At 41.0% G+C, this 21,580-nt stretch carries 18 protein-coding genes; 11 read left to right on the forward strand and 7 right to left on the reverse strand.

Annotation, left to right across the window (positions count from 1 at the left end; all coding sequences use genetic code 11):
* Positions 1-34 precede the first annotated feature (34 nt).
* On the reverse strand, positions 35-1,918 hold the full coding sequence (locus tag KDU71_RS06295) for a sensor histidine kinase (RefSeq protein WP_212189069.1): 1,884 nt from the start codon (positions 1,916-1,918) through the stop codon (positions 35-37).
* Positions 1,919-2,621: 703 nt separating this feature from the next.
* Here KDU71_RS06295 and KDU71_RS06300 point away from each other — a divergent pair.
* The 3 genes from KDU71_RS06300 to KDU71_RS06310 all read left to right on the forward strand — a co-directional run bounded on the left by KDU71_RS06300 (position 2,622) and on the right by KDU71_RS06310 (position 4,709).
* Positions 2,622-3,200 (forward strand): HD domain-containing protein, encoded by a 579-nt coding sequence (locus KDU71_RS06300; protein ID WP_212189070.1) that lies wholly within the window; start codon positions 2,622-2,624, stop codon positions 3,198-3,200.
* 10 nt (positions 3,201-3,210) lie between these two features.
* Positions 3,211-3,963, forward strand: coding sequence for an SDR family NAD(P)-dependent oxidoreductase (locus tag KDU71_RS06305; protein ID WP_212189071.1), 753 nt, complete (start codon positions 3,211-3,213; stop codon positions 3,961-3,963).
* Positions 3,964-4,310: 347 nt separating this feature from the next.
* On the forward strand, positions 4,311-4,709 hold the full coding sequence (locus tag KDU71_RS06310) for a hypothetical protein (protein WP_212189072.1): 399 nt from the start codon (positions 4,311-4,313) through the stop codon (positions 4,707-4,709).
* A gap of 303 nt (positions 4,710-5,012) precedes the next feature.
* Here the strand turns inward: KDU71_RS06310 and pepF are convergent, their stop codons facing one another.
* Positions 5,013-6,887, reverse strand: a complete 1,875-nt coding sequence (gene pepF / locus KDU71_RS06315) for an oligoendopeptidase F (protein ID WP_212189073.1) — start codon at positions 6,885-6,887, stop codon at positions 5,013-5,015.
* A gap of 353 nt (positions 6,888-7,240) precedes the next feature.
* Here pepF and KDU71_RS06320 point away from each other — a divergent pair, with 353 nt between their 5' ends.
* Complete coding sequence (locus KDU71_RS06320; protein ID WP_212189074.1) at positions 7,241-8,545, forward strand: carboxypeptidase-like regulatory domain-containing protein; 1,305 nt, start codon at positions 7,241-7,243, stop codon at positions 8,543-8,545.
* Between the two features lie 48 nt (positions 8,546-8,593).
* Here KDU71_RS06320 and KDU71_RS06325 read toward each other — a convergent pair whose 3' ends face one another.
* Complete coding sequence (locus KDU71_RS06325; RefSeq protein ID WP_212189075.1) at positions 8,594-9,970, reverse strand: MATE family efflux transporter; 1,377 nt, start codon at positions 9,968-9,970, stop codon at positions 8,594-8,596.
* 204 nt (positions 9,971-10,174) lie between these two features.
* On the opposite strand from KDU71_RS06325, the gene KDU71_RS06330 reads away from it, so the two are divergent.
* Positions 10,175-11,620: a hypothetical protein gene (locus KDU71_RS06330; RefSeq protein ID WP_212189076.1), complete on the forward strand. Its 1,446-nt coding sequence runs from the start codon at positions 10,175-10,177 to the stop codon at positions 11,618-11,620.
* A 2-nt stretch (positions 11,621-11,622) separates the two neighbouring features.
* Here the strand turns inward: KDU71_RS06330 and KDU71_RS06335 are convergent, their stop codons facing one another.
* Positions 11,623-12,147, reverse strand: coding sequence for a hypothetical protein (locus KDU71_RS06335; RefSeq protein ID WP_212189077.1), 525 nt, complete (start codon positions 12,145-12,147; stop codon positions 11,623-11,625).
* Between the two features lie 91 nt (positions 12,148-12,238).
* Here KDU71_RS06335 and KDU71_RS06340 point away from each other — a divergent pair, with 91 nt between their 5' ends.
* The 5 genes from KDU71_RS06340 (at position 12,239) to KDU71_RS06360 (ending at position 18,487) form a co-directional block, all read left to right on the forward strand.
* Positions 12,239-13,402, forward strand: coding sequence for an Lnb N-terminal periplasmic domain-containing protein (locus tag KDU71_RS06340; RefSeq protein ID WP_212189078.1), 1,164 nt, complete (start codon positions 12,239-12,241; stop codon positions 13,400-13,402).
* Positions 13,403-13,447: 45 nt separating this feature from the next.
* Positions 13,448-13,927 carry a TlpA family protein disulfide reductase gene (locus KDU71_RS06345; RefSeq protein WP_212189079.1) on the forward strand — a complete coding sequence of 160 codons (480 nt, stop codon included), beginning with the start codon at positions 13,448-13,450 and terminating at the stop codon, positions 13,925-13,927.
* Between the two features lie 11 nt (positions 13,928-13,938).
* Positions 13,939-14,520 (forward strand): thioredoxin family protein, encoded by a 582-nt coding sequence (locus tag KDU71_RS06350; protein ID WP_212189080.1) that lies wholly within the window; start codon positions 13,939-13,941, stop codon positions 14,518-14,520.
* Between the two features lie 104 nt (positions 14,521-14,624).
* On the forward strand, positions 14,625-15,953 hold the full coding sequence (locus KDU71_RS06355; protein ID WP_212189081.1) for a serine hydrolase domain-containing protein: 1,329 nt from the start codon (positions 14,625-14,627) through the stop codon (positions 15,951-15,953).
* Positions 15,954-16,162: 209 nt separating this feature from the next.
* A complete protein-coding gene (locus KDU71_RS06360) occupies positions 16,163-18,487 on the forward strand; it encodes a family 20 glycosylhydrolase (RefSeq protein ID WP_212189082.1) in 2,325 nt (774 codons plus the stop codon).
* Positions 18,488-18,715: 228 nt separating this feature from the next.
* Here KDU71_RS06360 and KDU71_RS06365 read toward each other — a convergent pair whose 3' ends face one another.
* Both KDU71_RS06365 and KDU71_RS06370 read right to left on the reverse strand, forming a co-directional pair.
* Positions 18,716-19,264, reverse strand: a complete 549-nt coding sequence (locus tag KDU71_RS06365) for a PepSY-associated TM helix domain-containing protein (RefSeq protein WP_212189083.1) — start codon at positions 19,262-19,264, stop codon at positions 18,716-18,718.
* Positions 19,248-19,772 carry a putative periplasmic lipoprotein gene (locus tag KDU71_RS06370; protein WP_212189084.1) on the reverse strand — a complete coding sequence of 175 codons (525 nt, stop codon included), beginning with the start codon at positions 19,770-19,772 and terminating at the stop codon, positions 19,248-19,250. Before KDU71_RS06370 ends, KDU71_RS06365 begins: the two co-directional genes overlap by 17 nt.
* A 345-nt stretch (positions 19,773-20,117) precedes the next feature.
* On the opposite strand from KDU71_RS06370, the gene KDU71_RS06375 reads away from it, so the two are divergent.
* A complete protein-coding gene (locus KDU71_RS06375; protein ID WP_212189085.1) occupies positions 20,118-20,576 on the forward strand; it encodes a protein-disulfide reductase DsbD domain-containing protein in 459 nt (152 codons plus the stop codon).
* A 69-nt stretch (positions 20,577-20,645) separates the two neighbouring features.
* On the opposite strand, the gene KDU71_RS06380 is transcribed toward KDU71_RS06375, so the two are convergent.
* Complete coding sequence (locus KDU71_RS06380) at positions 20,646-21,407, reverse strand: energy transducer TonB (protein WP_212189086.1); 762 nt, start codon at positions 21,405-21,407, stop codon at positions 20,646-20,648.
* Positions 21,408-21,580: the final 173 nt, after the last annotated feature.

The raw sequence follows: 21,580 nt of genomic DNA on the forward strand, positions 1-21,580 counted from the left end.
CCTGGTATTTTGAATAGAATGTCAGGGGAGTTTTTTATACAGGCAACGAAAAATAGAATACCGAGCCTTTACCTGGTTCACTTTCCAGCCATATTCGGCCATTAAGTAGTTCCACCACTTTTTTTGAGATGGCCAAACCAAGACCTGCACCTTCGTTTATGGAGCTCGAATTGCTGGCTTGCCAGAACGGCTTAAAAATCGACTCCTGGTCTTTTTTATCGATGCCAATACCTGTGTCAGACACAAACAGTACTATTTCTTTGGCTGTTTTTGTAAACCCGACTTCAATGGTCCCTTTTTGAGTGTACTTAATAGCATTGGAAATAAGGTTGTTTAATATCCGTCGTACCAATAATTCATCAGAAACAATAAAGGTTTCAGGTGGAGAAGAGTCAGCCCGGTTGATGAGTTGGATATTGCTTTTTAAACCATAAGAAAAGAGCTTGACGCCATCTTCAATGATATGATTAACTGAGAAATTGCTGGGCGACGGTTTTGTAACGCCTGAATCCATCTTAGCTACCTCAATGATATTGTTGAGGATAGCCAGCAGGTGATGACCATTCTCAACAATTAGGTTGGCAAAGGGCCTGAGCTCATTATTGTCCAACAGTTCGGCATGCAGCAATTGAGCAAAGCCCATGATGCTGTTCATTGGGGTGCGCACTTCATGACTGATATTGGCCATAAATGCTTTGGTCAGCTTTTCACTCTCCGATGCCTTTTCAATGGCAGTATTCAATTCAATATTGATGCTTTTTAGCTGACTTTTTTCCTTTTCCAAATCAGCATTGGCGGTGTTCAGGTGTTTTATTACCAGCGATAGCTGTTTCTGCATGCTGGCAAACTCTTTGGCTAACTGACCAATTTCATCGTTGCGATTAACCAGCTTTTCTTTTACTGTAACATCCAGTTTTGAGTGCGCCAACTGGCTGGACAGCTGTGTGAGGTGAACAATGGGTCTTGAAATATTTTGTGCCAGCCACGATGCTACAATGAGGGTTAATATCAGCATAATGATGGTGAGCCATACGGTATTATACCCAATGACATCTAATATTTCCAGCAGGTCGCTTTGAGGTATAATCATTACCACCTTATAATCGGCAGCACCAACGGGCATGGTAGCCAGCTCATATTTTTCATTACTGAAATGCACCTCGCGTATAATCTGTTCTCCCAGGCTGTTTAATATGCTATCCACCACATAGGCTTCAAACAGACCCGTCAGGCTGGTGTTAATCTCCTCGGTATTCTCAGAAAGCAGTATTTTACCCTTGTTGTCAACTAACCAGAGGAGGGTGTTGGACGATGGTTTGTTTTGTTCAAACTGTTTGATAAGAATACTCGGATCAATACCTACACCAGCTACGCCTATCGGTTGATGGGTATCACCCATAATCACATTCACAAACAGCATGGATTGCTTTAGCACATTATTATAGTCAAAGTTGAGTGTGCTTTTGCGCGTATGGCGCAGTGTTTCAAAAAACCAGCTGTCATCAGGGTCGTCCTCAGAAACCACATCGAGCAATCTAAAATCTTCGCACCAATACTCATTGGAGGTATTACTTACTGCAAAAACAGACGGATAACCCAGATTTTTATGCAGGAAGTCTAACTTCTGCAATGCAATTTGCTTTATTTCGGGACTATCATTCATTCCGCTAAACCACTGAATGAAGGCGGGATCATCGGCAATGGTAGCTGATGTTTCAATGGCTTTTTCCAGTATAATCAGCAGGTTGCTTTGATGGGCTTTCAGGTCGGTGATGAGTTCGTTTTTATAAACATCGTCCATGATAGAAGCACGCACCGCATAATAATGCACCCAGCCCAGTGCCATTACCGTGAGCATCACAAATAAGCCCATGGTAAGGGCCAGATTATTCTTTATGGATTTAGGATGGTACTTCAAAATAATGGTGATTTGGCGTAACTAATTCCTTAGCGAATATGCAGAATATTATTTGTTTACGCAACGGAAGTTAATGAAATGATGGTGCGGACCAAAGGCAGGGATTGTGCTTTAAAATATAGATTGATTAAATTCCCTCTTTTATCCACTAATTTCATGACTACAATAAATTTTAAATCCTAAAAGTGAAACAATTTGCGTTATTGATGCAGTTAGTCGATTAAAAAACTTAATGTTGCGTTAAGCGCTAAAAATTTTTTATAACCACAGATTACACGGATTATCACAAAGAGGATGTCCGAAAATCAAGAGAGACATTTTTTTATACTAATAATCTATAAATTCATCACCTCATCCCAGCCTTTCCGCTCTGGCGGAATAAATCCTCCTCAAGGAGAAGGTGACATTATATAAAAAGACAACTATCTCCTATGCATGAGGATATCTTTGTTTAGTAGTGGCTTTCTCTCCTTGAAGTAGAGGATTGAGGAGAGGAGTTTTATTATGAATTATAAGTTTATTATTATGATTTTTTGATTTTCGGAAACTCCCAAAATCTGTTTAATCTGAGATAGCTGTGGTTAAAATAGCGTGTAATATCTAATACTAGTTTTACAGGTAATACCCTGGGCTTATTTATAGATTTTAACTGTACACCAATGATTTTTGTTATTTTCAACAATCATTCAAACACATCAGAACTATGACAACAATTCCTACGAGAGAACGAGCGCTTGAATTATTTCGCACCTATAATCAAACCGATAGTCTGTACCGCCATGGCCTGGCTGTTGAAGCGGTGATGCGCCATTTTGCAAGGCTATATGGCGAAGATGAAGAGAAATGGGGGATAATTGGGCTGGCACATGATCTCGACTATGAAATGTATCCGGATGAGCATTGCCTTAAAACAGAAGAGATATTGAAGCAAGCCAACTGGCCCGATGATTATATCCGTGCCATCTTAAGTCACGCCTGGGGTATATGTACCGATGTTGAACCAATGCATACCATGGAAAAGGTGCTTTATGCCTGCGATGAACTGACCGGATTGGTAACCACAGCTGTATTGGTGCGACCTGATAAGAGTATTCACACCTTAAGCGTTAAATCAGTTAAGAAGCGTTGGAAAGATAAGCGTTTTGCAGCTAAGGTTGACCGTGGGATTATTACCAAGGGGGCCGAGCTATTGAATATGCCAATTGAGGAGCTGATTGAAGAAACAATCAAAGGCATGCAGCAGGTAGCTGCTGAATTGGGTTTGAATGGCATGGAGCAGTAAAATGGGAACGATGATACATAGTTTTGCAAATAAAATTGTATTAGTAACCGGCGCAGGATCTGGTATAGGGCGAGAGATAGCCAGGAGTTATGCCCGTTGCCAGGCCACTGTTTTGGTGGTGGATAAAACTGGGGAGATGGCCGCAAATACCGCAGATATGATCCATCAGGATGGGGGAGTAGCAGCGGTATATCAGGCGGATATTAGCCGGGCAAATGAAATTGTGAACTTATTTGATAGCATAAAGAATCAATATGGTTGTCTTGATATATTAATCAATAATGCCGGTGTTACCAGCTTTAAATCACCTTATGAAATAACAGTGGATGAATGGGACAGTGTGATTGACACAAATTTGCGAGGTACCTTTTTATGTGCACGCGAAGCAGCTAAGCTGATGCGGCCAAATAAAGGAGGTGCCATTGTAAACATTGCTTCCACAAGGGCTTTGATGTCGGAGCCCAACAGTGAAGCCTATGCAGCCTCTAAAGGTGGTATTATTGCCCTGACTCATGCTTTGGCCGCTTCAATGGCAACAGATAACATACAGGTTAACTGCATTAGTCCGGGGTGGATAGAAACAGGTGATTACGCTCAACTGCGCGCTAAAGACCATGCACAACACTTTTCAGGACGGGTAGGCCGGCCGGCTGATATTGCCAGGGCCTGTATGTATCTCACACAACCAGAAAACACTTTTATAAATGGCACTAACCTGGTGATAGACGGTGGTATGACCCGCAAAATGATGTATGAGGAGTAATGGTAAAGTACGCCGCTCCCGGAGTAATCCTTTTGCGTGGTTTAGTATAGTACAAATAAGATAACAACAAAAGCTGCTCTATTTTTTAGGATAGCTTTTGTTATATTTGACGGTATGAGCATTTACATTACGTTAAGGGATTGGCTGCGCTGAAGGTTGTTTTGCACGGGAGTTGAGAACCACACGAGAGGATTTGTGCGGCAGCATGTGGTATGATTTTGTAGCTGTTCCAAATATGAATCAGATTCAAGATAATATCATTAATAATAGTTATCCATTAGAAGGAGTATATAACCCAGCTACAGGGATGTATGATATAGCTTTTGGATGGTAAAAAATATTAAAGAATGAAAAATTTATATTATCAGATTTGGGTTGATGCAATTGAAAACTCAAAAGGATTTAAGAATAAAGAACCTAATTGGAAATCAAATGTATTTTTTCTATTGACTGTTGCTGGAGCGCTGAATTTCTTTGTGGTATTATTATGGCTTGAATATTTCAATATTGATACGCATAAATATTTGCTAACATTTAAGTCTAATAATATTTTATCAAGTGCAATCGGAGGTTTTTTAAATTTTGGATTACCTTTTGCTATAGTTAATTACTATGCTATTTTACACAAGAATAGGTATTTAAAATTAATAGAAGAATATTCCTCTTCGCACAAAGGAAAGTTGGCATTATTGTATATTCTTGGGAGTATATTTCTTGTGTTAGTAACAGTTCTAATTACACCATGAATATAAAAAGTAAAAATCCCCTGCTCGCCATAGTTTATAACTATGTCGTATATAAATGTTAGTTTGCAACTGACATTACTAAGCAGACATGTAATTGATAATTGAAAGTCGCGTTAGCAATAGCGTGGCTTTTTAATGCAAATATGTTCTGTAGTCAGAGACTACTTGTTTGGTGTGACGAAGTTGCAAACTTCGCCGAGCGAAGGGAACCACACGAGAGGATTTGTGCGGCAGCGGAGTGACTGATAACAAAAAAGGCCACTCCAGAGTGGAGCAGCCTTCAATAATATAGCATGTAAATGCCTATTTTTTCTTGTTCAAAATAGCTTCAATCTCGTCCATGATGCTGTTCATGGCCTCAATGGCCTTATCAAACGGTTCTGATGAAGTCATGTCTACACCGGCTTTTTTAAGCAATTCGATTGGGTAATCCGAGCCACCTGATGACAGGAACTCGATGTAACGCTTAGTGGCTTCCTTATCGCCTTCCAGCACTTTAGCTGCTAAAGCCTGTGAGGCCACAAAAGATGTACTGTACTGGTACACATAAAAGTTCATGTAGAAGTGAGGAATGGCAGCCCATTCAACCGCAATATTATCTTCAACGGTACACACACCTTTATCGTGTCCGTAGTATTTGCGGGTAATGTCGCCATACATCTGTGTTAACACTTTACCTGTTAAAGGTGTGCCTTTTTCGGCTGCTTCATGTATAGCCAGTTCAAACTCGGCAAATTGTGTCTGGCGGAACAAGGTGCCTTTAAAGCCATCGAGCATGCTCATTAATAAAGACAGACGTAAATCATCGTCTTTCAGTTTTTTCTGCATCATGTCGTTCAGCAATACCTCGTTGAAGGTAGAGGCTACCTCCGCTACGAAAGTAGCATAGTCGGCTGTTGCAAATGGCTGTGTTTTGTTTGAGAAATAGCTGTGCATGGTATGTCCCAGCTCGTGAGTCAGGGTACTCACCTCGTTATACTGGTCGGTGTAGTTCATTAAAATGTAAGGGTGCACGTCGTAGGCGCCACCGTTTGAATAGGCACCACTGCGTTTACCAGGGTTTGGATACACATCAATCCAGCGGCTGTTAAATGCTTTATCAACGACTTCTACATACTCTTTACCCAGTGGTTTCAATGATGTCAGGATAAGCTCCTGTGCTTCTTCGTACGAGTATTTCAGTTCAACACCTTTTACGGTTGGCGCATACATATCCGAGTACACCAGCTCATCAACACCAAGCATACGCTTCTTAAGCGCCAGGTAACGGTGGAACGTCTCCAGATTATTATTCACATTTTCAACCAGCGACTTGTATACTTCAACCGGAATATTGTTTGGCTTAACGGCTGCTTCTAATGCCGAATTATAGTTGCGGGCTTTGGCACGGAAAACGTTCACTTTAACCTGACCGTTCAGCATTTCACCAAAGGTACCTTCGTATTTCAGGTAGTTGTCCCAGTATACTTTGGTGGCTTCCTGACGCATCTCACGGTCGGCCGATGAGCGGGCAACACTAAAGCTGGCAGGTGTCAGTTCGGTTTCTTTACCATCCATCATAATGGTAGCACGTGGCATTTCGGCGTTGCTGAATACACTGAATGCCGCATTAGCAGTACCGGTGATCATACCTGTTTTAGCCATCACAGCTTCTTCCAGTTCTGACAGGGTGTGCATCTTCATGCGGTACACATCCATCAGCCCCATCTCATAAATTTTTAGTTTTGGTTCCTCTGCAATAAACTGCTTCATGGTAGCTTCAGGGATAGCAGCCAGCTCAGGTGTTACAAACGAGGCTTTTTGACCATATTCAATAAAAACCTGGCGGATTTCCTTCACGCGACCCATGTTATCTGCATCGCGCAGGTCAACATCCGATTTAAGTGAAGCATAAATGTAAAGGCGGTAGCCTTCCTTCATCAGTTGTTCTGAATATTGCATGTAATTCAACAGGCTGGCGGCAGATGTGCCCAACTGGCCTTTGTAGCTGCTCACCTTTTCCATTTCTTGAGCCAACTTATCTTTAGCAGCCGACCAGGCCTGGTCACTTTCATACAAATCAGTGAAATTCCATTTGTATTTGTCTTCAATCTCAGAGCGCTCTTTTTGAGCAAAAGAAGTCATTACAGTCAATAGCATTAAGGCCAGTGACAGCAGTTTGGTAGATACTTTCTTCATGGTTTAATCGTTGTGTGTTAATTATTAGTGCCGCAAAATAAGGAAAGTAAATGAGAAGCACATATGTTTAGGGGGTATAATGGCGATGCGAAAAGATGATTATCATCAATTGTGAAGGTCTGCCAGAGGCTAGTTGTTAGCTTTTTCAGGGATGCTAATTAAAAGGCTAATTGCTTATGGCAGATAGCTAGCGAATCTTATGACGTACAAATTAAAGTGTTATTTTTCTTCGTCCTCGTCCTCTGTCTTCTGACTTATTTTTTAAAAAAAATCCATTTTCGATAAGGGTAAAAAAACACATGAGCTGTCCTTATGATGACAATGCGATAAATAAACAATTAAACCTAAATATCATGAAAGCAAATAGTCAATCAATTGGATTAAGCACACGTTTCTTTTGGATTTTGATGGCAGGAATGCTCTCCATCTCTTTTATGGCCCAGGGAGTGGTAAAAAAAGAGAAGCGGGTTTTTGAAGAAGGCACCTATAAAGAAATCAAAGGAAAAGTTGTGGATGCAAACAGTGGCGACGACCTGGTATTTGCCAACGTAACCATTGAAGGAACGAACATAGCAACAGTTACTAATTCCGAAGGTAGTTTTGCACTAAAAGTGCCCAACGAAATGCTGAACAAGAATATGACCTTCTCATACATCGGCTATGAAAAGAAGTCAGTACCTATTGCTTCTCTTAAAGACGACAAAAACAAGATTAAGCTGGAACTACTAACGGTGTCATTGGATGCCATTACAGTGTTTCCCAAGGATCCTAACCTACTCATTGAGGCAGTTTTGAATCATCGAAAAGACAATTACTCGCAGGATGAGAATAAAATGACTGCTTTTTACCGCGAGACAATTCGTAAGCGCCGCAACTATGCATCTTTATCAGAAGCTGTAGTGGAAGTGTATAAGCAAGGCTATTCAAACCATAAAGATGATGCAGTGAAGCTGCTGAAGGGACGTAAGAGCGTTGATTACAGTAAGCTGGATACCGTATTGTTCAAATTGCAGGGCGGCCCATATTCAACATTGATGCTGGATATTATGAAGAGTCCGTATATGATTTTACGATACGACTTACTTGACCAGTATGATTTTGAGATTGCCAATATCACCCGTCAGGACGATCGCATATTGTATATCTTAAATTTCAAGCAGAAAGACTGGGTACCTGAACCATTGTTCTACGGCAGTTTATACATCGACTCTGAAACTATGGCTATTGTAAGTGCATCGTACAATGTAAATACTGAGGATAAAAGAGCAGTAGGTGAGATGTTTATCAAGCGTAAGCCTGCCGGTGCCGATGTTTATCCCACTAAAGCGTCTTACCTGGTGACCTACCGAGAGAAAGGTGGTAAGTGGATCTATGGTTACTCGCGTGGTGAGATAACATTTAAGGTGGATTGGAAGAAAAAGTGGTTTAACACTGTTTACCATACCGGTATTGAAATGGCTATTACCGATTGGGAAAGAACAAGTGAGAAAGCTTTTAAAGGTACAGAGCGTATGAAGAAGAGCGTGGTGATGAGTGATACCGAAATGGGCTTTGCTGATGCTGATTTCTGGGGAGCCTATAATGTGATTGAACCAGAAAAATCAATCGAGTCGGCTATTAAAAAGATTCAGAAGAATATCGAAAAGCTGGATAACTAGCATTAAAACCAATACATCATATATCAAGCTGGTAGTCCCTGGTGACTATCAGCTTTCTTTTTGCCCAAATGCAATGGCCCTGTTAAGGCGCTTAAGCTCGTAAATTAGAAATACTGATGTAATCAGAGCCGATACGGTATCGGCAATCGGTCCGGCCAGCCATACGCCATTAAGGCCGATGTGCTTGGGCAATATCAGCAAAATAGGTACCAGCACAATCACCTGACGAAGTAAGGAGATTAGCGCAGCCAAACCGGCTTTTCCGGTCGACTGAAAATAGTTACCCGTTATAATCTGAAATCCAACCAGTGGCAGAGCCAGCAAAAAGAGTCTTAATCCGCGTGTGCCAATATCAAGCAGCTCCTGACTGTTGTTGTTAAAGGCTTTAATAATGGTACGCGGAAATAATTCGCTCAAGGCAAATCCCAGTATGGAAATGATGGTGGCAAATATCAGTCCTATAACCAATGTTTCTTTCACACGGCGATAGTTTTTAGCCCCATAATTGAACCCTATGATGGGTTGGGCGGCCATATTAATGGCAATAACGGTCATTACGAGCAGCATGGCTACGCTCATGATCACACCCATGGCACCAACCGCCAGATCGCCTCCATATTTCACCAATTGCACATTAAAAGTACCGAACACCAGGCTTGAAGCCATTTGCATCGAGAATGGAGCAAAGCCGATGGAGATGATGTACCAGATAATCTCATTGTTGAGCTTAAAGTTGCGTACTCTAAGCCGTATAACCGAACGCCGGCTTCTGAAATGCGCAATGACCCAAATACATAAAGCCAGCTGCGATAAAATTGTGGCATAGGCGGCTCCTTCGACACCCATGTTAAGGCCAAATATGAATATCGGGTCCAATATCAGGTTTAAGCCGGCACTGATGAGCATTGATACCATGGCTACCTTTGCACTGCCCTCAGAGCGTATCAGGTTATTCAGCGAGTAGCCAACAATATTAAATACCGATCCAAATAATATGATGTTAAGATATTCATTGGCATAGTCGAAGGTTTCGTCATTAACACCAAAAAAGCGAAGCAATGGATCTTTAATTGTAAACCCAAGAAACATAATAAACAAGGCAACCATCACCATGAGTACAAAGGCGTTGCCAAGCACTTTTTCAGCCCGGTCAAAGTCTTTTTTACCCAGGTTTAGAGAGACCCGCACACCGGCTCCCATGCCTATCAGCATACCAAAAGCCATCATGATGACCATGATAGGGAATACAGCACTTAGGCCCGATAGAGCCATGGCTCCCACGCCATGCCCGATAAAAATGCGGTCGACAATGTTATAAAGAGAGTTGATAATGACACCTGCAAAGGCTGGCAAAAAGTACCTCCAAAGGAGCTTTGGAATCTTCTCAAATTCCAGCTCTTTTACATTTTGTGCCTGTTTCGACATGAATAAAGTTTCTGTTGCGCGGCACAAAAGTAACAAAAGGTAATCAACGACTGGGTTATTTCATGCTTTTTGTCAGTTTTTATTGTTTATTATGAGAAATTAAATATATCAACCTCGATTATCAAAAGGCCGTTTAACTTTGAAATATGTTTTTCTCATTTTAAATGGCTAATTTGTTATTTGTTTAATTACTATACCTATTCTATGAGAGTAAGACTACTGATTATTTTAAGTATTATTTTGGCTAGCGCTAGTGCCCAGGATGCCCATTACTGGACCGAACAATATGGTACGCGCTCTATGTTGCTGAGCAACTCGGTGTATGGTAGTGTTGAGGATTTAGGAGCCGTATATTACAATCCGGCCCGCTTGAGTTTTATCGAAGAAAATGCCTTTTTAATTAGTGGTAAAGTGTATCAGCTTAGTTCATACGCTTTTGATACAAATACTAATGGTGAACGCACGTCACCTAAAAGGCAGTCGTCTTTTGGTGGTGCGCCCAGTTTGCTGGCTGGTACCTACCGCGTTAAAGGGTGGGATAAGCACTCTTTTGCCTACTCCTTTTTAGGGCGTCGTAATATGGATATCAGCCTCACGGAAAGCAGCAGCACTTATGGCGATGTTCTGCCAATATTACCTGGTGAGGAGTACTTTAGTGGTGATGTTTACCTTCAAAAGAAGTTTAACGAAGAATGGTTTGGTCTCAGTTGGTCGTTTGCCCCCAACGAGCGATTTAGCATTGGCTTATCTAATTTTTTGACCATTCGCAAGCAGAATGCACTGGATGAAACGCAGATATATGCCTATACCGAAGCTCAGGATGTTGAATCGTATAAAAACAATAATAGCTATAGTTTTTCGCACGCCGGTGTGCTATGGAAGATTGGCTTGGCTTGGAATCTCGACCCTATAACCTGTGGGATTACCATAACGACGCCAATGGTTTCTCTATCGGGTAATGGCTCCTTTAACTACGACTACGTTTATACAGGTATTAATGAGGCTAATCCCATTTATGAGCGCAATAAGCAAAATGATTTGGATATGACCTATAAAACACCATTCTCGATAGCTGGTGGTGTGGGAGTTAATATTAAACGTAACTCAATTCATGCCAGCGCCGAGTATTTTGGGGCTATAAGTGAATATACACTGATGACCAGTGAACCGTTTACCGGTCAGAGTACCAATACAGAATATCAGGCAGTTTTGGTTGATAAGCTGAAGCCGGTGCTCAACTTTGGTATTGGTTATAATTTTGTGTTTAGCGATGCTCTTTATGGGTATATCAGTTATTCAACAGATTTTTCCGCGGCTTCGGCAACGGTAAACGAAGGAGATATATTCAGGGCCAAAACCTATGCATCTACCTTTAAAAGCAATATTAACCATTTTGGGGGTGGAGTGGTGATGCACCTCAAAAGAGCAGATATTACTTTAGGTGCTTCGCTGGCAACTACCGACTACCGGATTAAGCGCTCGCTGGTATTTCCCGAGGATGGCAATTCCGGTATCTTTGATCCGGACGCTTACACTGATGTTCATTGGAATCGCTGGCGTTTCATCGTCGGTGTATCTATACCTTTCTTAAATGATTTTGCCAAAAAGTGGGAGGATAAACTGCTCAACAACGGCGATAAGGCCAATTGATTTCAGGCGATCGCCTCTAAAATTTTCTTAGCCCGGTTGACTTCTCCTTTACTGCCGTATGGCAGTAGGTTTTCGAGTACAGCTTTGAGTTCGGGAATAAGTTCAGGATAGGTGGTGGTTAAATTATAAATGATTTGCATACAATGGGCTTTAACGGCTATGGGTGTTTCCTCGGTTTGTAGCCAGGTAAAACAACAATTGAGCAAATTACCATCAGCTTTTTCGCTAATATCGTGCTGGGTAAGTATTCTCAGGTAGTGCCGTCTGATGCTTTGATTAGTAAGCTGTGGGGTGCGTTCCAAAATCAGCTCCAGATAGTCATCCAGCACATGCACGTCTATGTCATGAGTCAAGTCAAGCAGGTAGGCAGAACGCCAGGCGATTTTACTATCTGCATGTTCGTTTAATTCAAAAAGAATCTGAATATCATCTGATGATTGGTATAGTTCTTTAGCCAGGTTTTTAAATGAATCACCTGCCCATTCGCCATCAATCAGCGATATTAGTTCTTCTTTTCGTTTATGCATGGCGCAAAGATACAGCCCTTGAGCAATATTCGATAGCAGCAAGATGTTTTTTGGCACTGATAATTTTATATCTTCGACAAAAAAACAAAAAATGCGTTACCTCCTTATACTCTCTTTACTGCTGGGTTTTACTTTTCATACGTCAGCCACACAGCAGTTATCAAACGAAGCTAGTATCTCATTATTAACCTGCTCGCCCGGCGATCAGCTATATTCACTGTTTGGCCACAGTGCTATCAGAGTGAATGATCCGGTTACCGGATATGATCAGGTATTTAACTATGGTACTTTTGACTTTGATACACCAAATTTCTACCTCAAGTTTGCGAAGGGAGATCTAAACTATTGGCTTACCTATTATAGTTTTGAGCGTTTTAAAAGAGCCTATGCCTATTATGGGCAAAGTGTGGTTGAGAATAAGCTAAACCTGAGTAACAAGGAGAAACAAAAACTGTTTGACGCACTTTTGTTTAATGCACAGGAGGAAAATCGCTATTATCGTTATGATTTCTTATTTGATAACTGTGCTTCGCGCATCCGTGATATTATAGAGGCTAATGTTGATGGAACGCTAACTTATGATTCCAAAGAGGTGCAATCATATAGCTATCGCGAAATGTTGCATCTATACAATGGTGCATATCCCTGGATTAGCAATGGCCTGGATATTATTCTTGGCCTAAAAACAGATGATAATGCCAGCCAGTATAACCAAATGTTTTTGCCTGATTATTTGCAGCAGCATTTGGCAGCAGCCAGCGTCAGCAATGAAGCCACCAAACGGTTATTAGGGCCCGATATACCCGTAATAACCATTAAAACAACCGTTGCACCTGGAGGATTTGCACCAGCGCAGGTGTTTTGGTTCCTGTTTATTCTTTCAATGTTTATTGCTTACACCGAGCTAAAGCGGAAAAAGCCATTGGTATTCCTCAATCGGCTGTTTTTATTGCTTACTGGTATCGTTGGTGCATTAATTTTCTTCCTTTGGTTCCTATCAAGGCACAGTGTAACAGGTGAAAACTTCAATATACTATGGGCCATGCCTTTTAACTTGTTTGTAGCATTCTTTGCTTCATGGTTTTACAAGTCAAAGGTATTTAAACTGTACCTGGCAATGCTGGTAGTATGTGCAGCTATCCCTGTTGTATTCTTTTGGATGATACCGCAATATCTGCCTGTTATTGTGTACCCATTGTGTCTTCTGTTAATCAGTCGATATGCTACCTGGCTATATCTCTTAACAAGGCGTTAACATCATAGCTTCGAACCATCTAAAAGACTTTCTGTTTGTTTAAATATGAAACGGATGGTTTTGAGTTTATTTGTGCTGACTGGATTTTTTACGCATGCTTATAGTCAGCAGGTAGAAGAGGTGACTGTTAGGCAATTACTGCAACGTGTTAATCAGCAAAATGACAGTGTTTATGTCGTCAACTTTTGGGCTACATGGTGTGGCCCTTGTGTTGAAGAGTTACCTGTTTTTAGCGCTGATGAGCTTCATCAAAATCAGAAACACCTTAAAGTTTTACTGGTCAGCCTTGATTTTAAATCGCAAAAGGAAAAAACTTTAATACCCTTTATCCGTCAGAAAAAGATGGAACAGGAGGTGTTGTTGCTTAATGAACGGAATCCGAATGACTGGGTGGATTTGATTCATCCTTCGTGGTCAGGCGCTATTCCGGCAACAGTGATCTATAAGAACAGTTCGTCAGTTTTCCATGAAGGGGAGTTAAACCTTCATGAATTGAAGGAATTAATTAAGACTATTCACCATTAATGAAATATGTTATGAGAAAAATGAGCACGTTGTTATTGATGTTCGCCTTGTCTTTGGTTGCCATGGCGCAGGTACAGGTTGGTGATGTTGCGCCAAAATTTAAACTACTGAATACGGATTATACTGAGGTGGCATTAGAGGATTATAACGAGCAGGAAGGGGTTATTCTGATTTTTACATGTAACCATTGCCCCTATGCCAAGTTCTACGAAGAGCGTATAAAGCAGCTGCACTCAGCTTATAAATCACAGGGATTTCCGGTGGTAGCCATTAATCCCAATGACTCGGTTAAATACAAGGAAGATGGTTTTTCATACATGGTAGATAAAGGCTATGAGTTTCCTTATTTGCTGGACAATGAAGGTATCTATAAAGCCTATGGAGCTAATAAAACGCCACATGTGTTTTTGCTTCTTAAATCCGGTGCTGATAACTTTAAAGTAGGATATATTGGCGCTATTGATGATAGTCCACAGGATGCCAGTGAGGTTCAATTAAAATATCTGGAGAATGCTATTAAGGCTGTTAAAAAAGGAACGGCAATTAATCCTACATTAACAAAAGCAATTGGTTGCAGCATCAAACCTTTTTAATGCATAAAGCGGCCCAATTCAGTCGTATAACTCTCGAATTACTTGTTTGAAAGTTTTAAAACTGAGTAGAAAGCTTTATTTTTGCGTGGTTGGACATTGAATACATGAAGTTACTATATAAATCTCTGGCAGCAGTTGCCATAACAAGTTGTTTATGGGTTTCATCAGCAATGATAAACCCGGTTACCGAATCATACGGTAGTGATTTTAATCCCCCAGGAAGCAAGGCCAGTTCGTTTCACGTACCGGCTTACTTATCCGATAACGAGGAGTTTACTCAGTTGGAGAAGCAATTGCAGCGTTTTATGCGCCGCGAGGTGTTGGAGGGTGCTTCTGTGGCCGTTGCCAGAGATGGAAAATTGGTATATGCCAAAGGATTTGGTTATGCCGATAAAGAGTCAGGAATAGTAGTAGAACCGCATCACCTTTTTAGAATAGCAAGTGTTTCAAAGCTGATTACTGCAGCAGGCATTATGCGTTTGCAGGAGCAGGGAAGAGTATCGTTAGATGATAAAGTCTTTGGGGCTGATGGTATTTTAAACGACTCCATCTATTTAAATTATCGTGATAAACGGGTGGAAGATATTACGGTTCGTCATCTGTTGGAACATAGTGGGGGCTGGACTACTCGATGGGGCGATCAGATGTTTATGCCAACTATTGTGGCCAGTTCGCTGAACAAGTCTTTGCCAGTCAGCAAAAATGATATTATTCGTTTCGTACTTAATAAACGATTACATTTTACCCCTGGAGAATCATCCTACTATTCCAACCTGGGTTATATGATATTGGGCGAGGTAATCAGTCATGCTTCAGGTATGGATTACGAAAAGTACATACAAACCAACTTACTGTATCCATTGGGTATATTTGATATGCGTATTGGAGGAAGTCATTTGCATGAACGTGCCGAGTTAGAGGTGAAGTATTATGAGCCAACCCCTACATTTATGGTGGCTGATCATACAGGTGCTGAGGGTGAGGTGCTGCGCACCTACGGGGGAAATGATATGTATGCCTTAGGAGCAGCAGGTGGATGGATTGCATCCTCAACTGATCTGATGAAGCTGATGTTGTCAATTGATGGTTTCGATAGTTATCCTGATTTTCTGAGTGCCGAAAGTATCCAAACGATGGTGGATGATGAAAGTAATAAATATGGTCCACTGGGATGGCGTCGTATACGCTCCAATACTTGGTTTCGAACAGGAACCCTTGCCGGTACCTCGGCGTTGATGGCCCGACAAGAAAATGGAATTTCATACGTTGTATTATTTAATACCGGCAGCTGGAAAGGGCCTGCATTAGCCAATGATATTGCCCGTGTAATGGACCGTGGTTTGGATGCAGTTGAAAACTGGCCCGATTATAACCTCTTTCAAATGGACAATACATGGGCTTCAACACGAAAACGTCCACAGGTTATATATTAAATTCCTTTATATCAATTCTTAAGGCTTCTTTTGTGGGTTGGGTGTCTTACTAAAATTCTCTTGGTGTAAACATATGTGCTAATGCCGTGAACATGTTTTGAAGGGGAAACATGCCTGTTATGAACACCGATAAGAGTAATTGAACACGCTGCGGTTTTACATGCATCTGTTTTTGGTGAATTTTATGATGAATTAAAATACGCCGAAACATGAAACAATTGCACATGCTTTTATTTGTTGGATCCTTACTGTTTTTAGTCGCATGTAACAATAAGGAGGCCGATAAAACACCTTTAATTCCTTTACCCAATAGTATCAATTACCATTCCGATGCTTTTGTTCTGACCAATAAGACGGAAATTGTGATTGAGCAAGCGGATTTATTACCGGGCATTGAAGCGTTCAATGAGAGGATTGCCCGACATTGTAAAAATAAACTGAAGATTACGGATAATGCCCTTTCAAAGTCTAATATTACCATCAATTTTAATGGGCAGTTACCTGATGAAGGCTATAAACTGGAAGTAGGCAGCGCTGGCGTTACAGTTGAATCATCCGGTGCGAAAGGGGTCTATTATGCGCTCCAAACATTCCTTCAAATGTGCCCTGAATTATTAGTTGATGGAGAAAAGAACCAGTTTAGTTATGCCGTAAAAGGCGCTAGTATTGAGGATAGCCCCCAGTTTGCCTGGCGTGGAATGATGCTCGATGTATCGCGCCATTTTTTCACCAAAGAGGAGGTGATGGAGCTGATCGATTATCTGGCATTCCATAAAATAAATGTATTTCATTGGCACCTGGTGGATGATCAAGGCTGGCGAATCGAAATTAAGAAATATCCGAAGCTGACAGAAGTGGGTGCCTGGCGCGTAGACCGTGAACATTTGCCCTGGAATGCCCGTCCGGCTATGCAAGCTGGTGAGAAAGCCACTTACGGAGGTTATTATACACAGGAAGATATCAAAGAAGTAGTTGCATACGCACAAAAGCGGTTTATTACAGTTGTGCCTGAGATAGAGATGCCGGGACACACAACCTCGTCGTTGGCCGCTTATCCCGAATATTCATGCACAGGAGGACCCTTTAATGTAGTACCTGGAGGCTTATGGCCTATTACTGATATTTATTGTGCCGGTAAGGATGAAACCTTTCTGTTTATTGAAGACATCTTAACCGAAGTTATGGAGCTGTTCCCATCAAAATACATCCATATTGGCGGTGATGAAGCCAATAAAGCTGAATGGGAAAAATGCGCTAAATGTCAGGCTCGAATTAAAAGTGAAAAGCTGGCCGATGAGCATGCTTTACAAAGCTATTTCATTAAGCGGGTGGAGAAGTTCCTAATGGCCAACGACAGAGTTTTAATTGGTTGGGATGAGATTTTAGAAGGAGGATTAGCTCCGAATGCAACAGTAATGAGCTGGAGAGGTTTTCATGGTGGCATTGAGGCGGCTCAAAGCGGTCATGATGTTGTTATGACGCCAACTTCGCATTGTTACTTTGATTATTATCAGGGGCCAATGGATACAGAGCCTGTAGCTTTCAATGGCTACATTCCTTTAGAAAAAGTGTACCAGTTTAATCCTGTTCCGGCAGAATTGAGTGCTGAAAGCGCCAAACATATTTTGGGTGGACAAGGTAATTTATGGACAGAGCATGTGCCCACAAAAGAACATATGCAGTACATGACATTTCCACGCATGGCTGCTATGGCTGAAGCGCTTTGGACAAACGCCGAAACGCGTAACTGGAATGATTTTACAACACGTATTGGGCAAATAACACAAAGCTATGATGTCATGGGCTTAAACTATGCCAAAAGTATGTATACTGTACAATTCGAAAGTGTGTTTAATGCCAGGAATAAAACTATTGCGCTTGAGCTGAATACAGAAATTTCGGAGGCAGATATATATTATACACTGGATGGTACACCACCAGATCTCACAGCAATTCATTACTCAGGTGCCATTGATATTGACTCATCGGTTGAGGTGGTGGCTGCTTCATTCATTAATGGAAAGCAGGCCGGAAAGGATGCCCGTGTGAACTTTAGTTTGCATCTCGCTACGGCAAAGCCATTGAAGTATGAAAAGCAACCAAGTGATAATTATCCCGGTCTTACTGATATAACCTTAGTTAATAGCCTGCGTGGTAGCCGAAATTTTAATGACGGCAACTGGCAAGGTTTTGAAGGAAACGATTTGGATGTAGTTATCGATTTAAATAAGGTTGAGGATTTAACGAAGGTGACTGTTGGTTGTCTGCACCAGACTGGCTCATGGATATTCTTACCACAGCAGGTGAAGGTACAAACATCGCTTGATGGTGAGCTTTTTGCGGAAGCAGGAGCAACCATTAATAACATTCCACTGCAGAGTGAAGATCAGATGATGGATTTTACGGTGGATATCTCAGGTACAACTGCCCGGTATGTAAAAGTGACTGTGGTTAATCAGGGTATGCTGCCTCCATGGCATGGAGCCGCTGGTAGTAAAGCCTGGTTGTTTGTTGATGAAATAATTGTAGAGTAGGTTTAGGTTAATAATGTAGTGATTAGAAGCAAAGGGTGGATATCTTCGGGTATCTGCCCTTTCAATTTTGCATCTGGGTTTTTGAATTGCTAATCTATTGTTCCAATGCTCAATTAGTGTTTTGGGAAGCATGTTGCAATGGTTGGCCTAACGGCCGAATTATATTGAAATGCGGAGTTACTAGAAGCAAAGAGAAGCCCCATCTGATGATGAGGCTAATGTATATTGCTATAGCATAAATATATAGATGATTGGTATGGCCAGTCCCAGCAGCAGGTAGTATTTACCTCGCCCGGCCAGTCCTTTCGGTCCTTTCACCATGAACAGCCCAGAAATTGCGAAGAATATCAACGTAAAGGCAAAGATATCGCCCATAATGGTCCAGCCACCTACTTTATTGTAATGCAATTTGTTAATGAAATAAATAAAAGGCTTTTTGCGGTGCTGCTCATACACCACCTCACCATTGTGACTTTGGTAAACGCCAATCCCACCATCGAGCATTAGCCGGTAATGCTCAGTGTCAATAGGCAGAATGCGTTTTAGGGCAGGCAAGTCAGTCTGCAATGTCCATGCCGTTTCTACCTGTGTCTTTGATAAGCCAGCCGGCAGCATTAGTGTTCCTTCTATGGTTTCATAGGCTGGGTCTTTGCCATCCATATGATTGAGCACATAACCTGAAATTCCATATATAATAGTAATGCCAACCATTACATAGCCTAAGTCGCGGTGGATGATGCGAAGCCATTTTCTAACAGCTTTATTCGACCACTTCATAGTTCAATCCTTCAATAAAGTATATCGAATAATGGTCTTTATTATTTGCTTTCATCCAGCTACGCATATCATTAATGTTATTGATCTCTGTAGCACAGCTTTCGGCCGATCCGTCTTCCTTCACCTTTTCATTAACTTCATGCTCCATCTGGTCAATATACTCTTTAGATAGGCGACGCTCTTTAAGAACACCTTCCACTTCGATGGTGTTGCCAACCAGTTCGCGATTAAAGCCAGTAATCTTTCCGCCTGCCTCTATGCGAATGGTAAATTGTTCATTGTCGCCTACCAAGAAGCAACGTTTGCCCGAGTGTTTACAGGTATGTGTTACATGGCCTTTCACTTTAATGGTTTTCTCTACTAGGTTGTCGGCTTGAGCAAGCAGGTTATCAACAGATACTGATTTAAGTTGTTGTGTTTCGTTTTGAGTTTCGGTGGTTTTCTTAGCTGGTCCGTTGCAGGCCATCAGGCTAAAGACGGCAACGGCTGCCAATAATAAATGTTTCATGTTACGATTAATTTTAGTTTGTTGATGGTCTGTAAAAAATAGTTATCGATGATAAAGCTACATATTTCGCTTTAATAAGAATTGGAAATACTTAATTATTTATTTGGATTACCCTGGGTTTAACATCGCATTAACAAGTTTGAGCAGTTAATTGCGGATCGTAAGTTTTTAAAGAGTTGTGTCACCCAAAACGCGTGTATTAGTGTCTTTAAGATAAATATGATTTTTAACCAAAATCATTATAAGAGATTTTAACAAGATATTTTGGTCGTATATTTGTTACATCCTATTTACACTAACGTATAAGTTGAAGATAATACGGTTTCATATTAAAAACAGTAATCAATGATGAAAAGAAACATTTTTGCCTTAATGGTACTCCTTATTTTTGGAGCAATAGGGGTGAGTGCGCAGGTGAAAGAGCCTGTAAAATGGAAGTTTGAGATTAAAGAGGTTAACCAGTACGAAATACAGGTAGTGGCGCATGCTACTATTGAAGATGGCTGGAAAACCTACGGCGTAAATGTACCAGAAGGCGGTCCTGTAGCCACAGAGTTTACTTTTGAAGGCATGGAGAATGCCAAAGAAATTAAAAAGCCCGTAGAAGTGACTAAGCCAACTGTAAAGCACGATGAAGTGTTTGATATGGAGGTGCCATTTTTTAAGCACGAAGCAACCATTACGCATAATGTGCGCATTACAAAGCGTCCGGCAACTGTTAAAGGCTATCTGACTTTTATGTGTTGTGATAATGAGACGTGTCTGCCACCAACTGATGTAGAATTTGAATTCCAGGTGAAGTAAATACATCTAAAAAACAATAAAAAATCCCGCATTTTGCGGGATTTTTTATTGTGGCACGTATTCAATTATTTATTTAAGCGTGATAATGGCCAAATCATAATGGTTTTTCAGTTCTCGCTCAGATAGTTTCATGCTCAATAGCTCTCTTCTTTTTTCGAGCATATTAATCATCTCTTTGTGCATACCCAGTTGTTCGTAGTTGCGTGCTTTCCAAAAGGCAATTGTTGGATCGTTAGGCATGTAAACAGTAGCTGCATTCAGTTGGTTAATAGAACTGTTGAACTGACGCTGCGATTTACGAACTTTTTTCTTGTTCGCAAGAAGCTGATTACTTTCGATATACATGCCTTTTTTGAATCGTTTAACAGCCACCAAATAATGGTCTCGTGCTATTTGTTCAAATGATTCATTGTCAGGATTGTCAAACCGCACATACACTCTCTTTTCCATTGGTGATGGTTGACCATTTACTTCACCTGGTCGCCACATGCCTTCTGTTTCTTTAATACATTCAATAACAGCTTGTTCTAAAGTGTAGTTTACGCGATTGGCAACCGTAAAGTTAGATAATGTACCGTTAGAGTTAACTGTAAACTCTATGGCTACGGTACCTTCTGGTAGCATGCCATTAGCAGGTACTTCTATGTCCAAATGCTCCTGAAGGTAGCAGCAGATGGGCGACTGCTTTACTTCTTCTTTCACCTCAGGTTCTATACCAGCAAATTTTGGTGGTACAACCTGTTGGTCACTCAACATGATGTTTCTTTCTTCCTGTGCAACTAAGCCAAGAACAAAAAAACACATGGCAATTGTTAACAATGTCTTTTTCATGGCTTGTAGATTAAATGAGTAATTGATTGAAAAGCAACAGTAATCAAATAGACCGAAGAACGTTTTACTGTTAGATTCAATATGCAAATTACAACCATATTGGTGTGTTAACTGAACTGTGAAGTTGCAGGTTATTGTAACATCAGGAGTAGATATGTTTCAGTTATTGTAAT

It is taken from the genome of Carboxylicivirga sediminis (assembly GCF_018156225.1).
GTDB lineage: Bacteria > Bacteroidota > Bacteroidia > Bacteroidales > Marinilabiliaceae > Carboxylicivirga > Carboxylicivirga sediminis.

Excerpts from the sequence above, each read along its gene's own strand:
- KDU71_RS06300 (WP_212189070.1), top strand. The coding sequence starts at position 2,622 with ATGACAACAATTCCTACGAGAGAACGAGCGCTTGAATTATTTCGCACC.
- KDU71_RS06305 (WP_212189071.1), top strand. The coding sequence starts at position 3,211 with ATGATACATAGTTTTGCAAATAAAATTGTATTAGTAACCGGCGCAGGA.
- KDU71_RS06310 (WP_212189072.1), top strand. The coding sequence starts at position 4,311 with ATGAAAAATTTATATTATCAGATTTGGGTTGATGCAATTGAAAACTCA.
- pepF (WP_212189073.1), bottom strand. The coding sequence starts at position 6,887 with ATGAAGAAAGTATCTACCAAACTGCTGTCACTGGCCTTAATGCTATTG.
- KDU71_RS06320 (WP_212189074.1), top strand. The coding sequence starts at position 7,241 with ATGAAAGCAAATAGTCAATCAATTGGATTAAGCACACGTTTCTTTTGG.
- KDU71_RS06325 (WP_212189075.1), bottom strand. The coding sequence starts at position 9,970 with ATGTCGAAACAGGCACAAAATGTAAAAGAGCTGGAATTTGAGAAGATT.
- KDU71_RS06330 (WP_212189076.1), top strand. The coding sequence starts at position 10,175 with ATGAGAGTAAGACTACTGATTATTTTAAGTATTATTTTGGCTAGCGCT.
- KDU71_RS06335 (WP_212189077.1), bottom strand. The coding sequence starts at position 12,147 with ATGCATAAACGAAAAGAAGAACTAATATCGCTGATTGATGGCGAATGG.
- KDU71_RS06340 (WP_212189078.1), top strand. The coding sequence starts at position 12,239 with ATGCGTTACCTCCTTATACTCTCTTTACTGCTGGGTTTTACTTTTCAT.
- KDU71_RS06345 (WP_212189079.1), top strand. The coding sequence starts at position 13,448 with ATGAAACGGATGGTTTTGAGTTTATTTGTGCTGACTGGATTTTTTACG.
- KDU71_RS06350 (WP_212189080.1), top strand. The coding sequence starts at position 13,939 with ATGAGAAAAATGAGCACGTTGTTATTGATGTTCGCCTTGTCTTTGGTT.
- KDU71_RS06355 (WP_212189081.1), top strand. The coding sequence starts at position 14,625 with ATGAAGTTACTATATAAATCTCTGGCAGCAGTTGCCATAACAAGTTGT.
- KDU71_RS06360 (WP_212189082.1), top strand. The coding sequence starts at position 16,163 with ATGAAACAATTGCACATGCTTTTATTTGTTGGATCCTTACTGTTTTTA.
- KDU71_RS06365 (WP_212189083.1), bottom strand. The coding sequence starts at position 19,264 with ATGAAGTGGTCGAATAAAGCTGTTAGAAAATGGCTTCGCATCATCCAC.
- KDU71_RS06370 (WP_212189084.1), bottom strand. The coding sequence starts at position 19,772 with ATGAAACATTTATTATTGGCAGCCGTTGCCGTCTTTAGCCTGATGGCC.
- KDU71_RS06375 (WP_212189085.1), top strand. The coding sequence starts at position 20,118 with ATGATGAAAAGAAACATTTTTGCCTTAATGGTACTCCTTATTTTTGGA.
- KDU71_RS06380 (WP_212189086.1), bottom strand. The coding sequence starts at position 21,407 with ATGAAAAAGACATTGTTAACAATTGCCATGTGTTTTTTTGTTCTTGGC.